Genomic DNA, 2,380 nt, shown 5'->3' with positions numbered 1-2,380 from the left:
GCGCAAGTGATCGAAGCCGCTGGAACCCAGAACGCCGACGGCACGCCGGGCAGCCGCCTGGTGGTGCGCGGCCTGCAGAAGAGCTACGGCAGCCGCAAGGTCGTGCGGGATGTCTCGCTCGACGTGCAAAAGGGCGAGGTCGTCGGGCTGCTCGGCCCCAACGGCGCCGGCAAGACCACCTCGTTCTACATGATCGTGGGGCTGGTGCGGGCCGACGCAGGCGAGATCACCATCGACGGCGAACCCATCGCCCACATGCCGATCCACCGGCGCGCGCGCATGGGCCTGAGCTACCTGCCGCAGGAAGCCTCCATCTTCCGCAAGCTCACGGTCGAGGAAAACGTGCGCGCCGTGCTCGAGCTCCAGCGCGAGCCCGACGCCAGCGGCAAGCCCGCGCCCTTGACCAGGCAGCGCATCGAGGAGCGCCTCTCGGGCCTTTTGGCCGACCTGCGGGTGGACCATCTTCGCGATTCGCCCGCGCTCGCGCTCTCGGGCGGCGAACGGCGCCGGGTCGAGATCGCCCGCGCGCTGGCCACGCAGCCGCGTTTCATCCTGCTGGACGAGCCCTTTGCCGGCATCGACCCGATCGCGGTGATCGAGATCCAGCGGATCATCAGCTTCCTGAAGGAGCGCGGCATCGGCGTGCTCATCACCGACCACAACGTGCGTGAGACGCTGGGCATCTGCGATCACGCGTTCATCATCAGCGACGGGCATGTGCTGGCACAAGGCACACCCTCGGAGATCGTCGACAACGCCGAAGTACGCAGGGTGTACCTCGGCGAGCACTTCCGGATGTAAGGGAGGAGTCGGTCTCCATGAAGCAAGGGCTGTCCCTTCGCGTTTCGCAGCACCTGGCGCTCACGCCCCAGCTGCAGCAGTCGATCCGGCTGCTGCAGCTGTCCACGCTCGAACTGAGCCAGGAAGTGGAGCAGATGCTGGACGAGAACCCGTTCCTCGAACGCACCGCGGAAGAAGCCGCGCGCGAGGAATTCGGGCTCGACGCCATCGACACGCCGGTGCCGCGCGACGAGGCCGGTGAAGCCGCCGAGGGCGAATTCAGCTCGGCCCCGGCCAGCAGCACGACCAGCACTTCGAGCGAAACTGCCTCCACGGCCGAGTCCGAGGTTCCTGCCGCCGACGCCACCGAGCGCGAGCCCGACTGGGAAGGCGACGGCACCGTCGACATGGCGCCCGACGACAGCGAATGGGGCAGCGATGCCCCCGCGCGCCAGAACAACCTGGGCGACGACGAGCGCGCCGACGCCACCGAACTCGCGCGCAGCCAGGAGTCGCTGCAGTCCTTCCTGCACCGGCAGGCGCTGAGCCTGCGGCTGAACGAGAACGACAGCGCCGCGCTGCGCTTCCTGATCGAATCGCTCAACGACGACGGCTATCTCGAAGACTCCCTGCCGGCGCTGGCCTCGGGCCTCGCGGGCGACGACAACGACCAGTTCGACGAGCTGGTGCACCACTTCCAGGTGGCGCTCGGCCTGCTGCAGAGCCTGGAGCCGGCCGGCGTCGGCGCGCGCGACCTGGGCGAATGCCTTTGCATCCAGCTGCGCGCGCTCGCGAGCGAAAGCGAGACCGAGGAACAGGCGCTGGTGCGCAAGACCGCCATCGCGATCTGCAAGCAGCCGATGGAGCTGCTCGCGCGGCGCGACTTCAAGCGCCTGGCCACGCTCACGCGCACCAACGAAGAGCTGGTGCGCTCGGCGCTGCAGGTCATCTCGCGCCTGGAGCCCAAGCCGGGCCGCCGTTTTGTCGACGTCGAGCGCAACATCGTCATTCCCGACGTGATCGTCACCAAGATCGGCCGCGGCACCAACGCCAAGTTCCGCGTCATGCTCAACCCCGAGGTGATGCCGCGGCTGCGCGTGCACGACATCTATGCAGGCGCGCTCAAGTCGCACAAGGGCGAGGGCAGCCAGGCGCTGTCGCAGCGGCTGCAGGAGGCGCGCTGGTTCATCAAGAACATCCAGCAGCGCTTCGACACCATCCTGCGCGTGAGCAACGCCATCGTCGAGCGGCAGAAGAGCTTCTTCGTGCACGGCGAGCTCGCGATGCGGCCACTGGTGCTGCGCGAGATTGCCGACGAACTCGGCCTGCACGAATCGACCATCTCGCGCGTGACCACGGCCAAGTACATGTCCACGCCTTTCGGCACGGTCGAGCTCAAGTACTTCTTCGGCTCGGCGCTTGGCACCGAGACCGGCGGCAATGCGTCGAGCACCGCGGTGCGCGCGCTGATCAAGCAGTTCGTGAGCTCCGAGAGCATCAAGAAGCCGCTGTCCGACAGCCAGATCTCCGAGATGCTCAAGGAGCAGGGCATCGAGTGCGCGCGCCGCACCGTGGCCAAGTACCGCGAGGCCCTGCGCAT

At 67.7% G+C, this 2,380-nt stretch carries 2 protein-coding genes; both read left to right on the top strand.

The features are described from left to right. Positions 1-6: 6 nt before the first annotated feature. Entirely contained in the window at positions 7-801 is a 795-nt protein-coding gene (lptB, locus tag AC1DOC_RS29595; RefSeq protein ID WP_412510239.1) for an LPS export ABC transporter ATP-binding protein, read from the top strand. A gap of 17 nt (positions 802-818) precedes the next feature. Then, positions 819-2,380: RNA polymerase factor sigma-54 (gene rpoN / locus AC1DOC_RS29590; RefSeq protein ID WP_478131117.1), on the top strand; the 1,562-nt coding region annotated here is incomplete at its 3' end.

Source organism: Variovorax sp. 01T439_2 (genome assembly GCF_056398445.1).
Note: the sequence above shows the minus strand (reverse complement) of the source record. Positions and strands in the feature narration are given on the sequence as shown.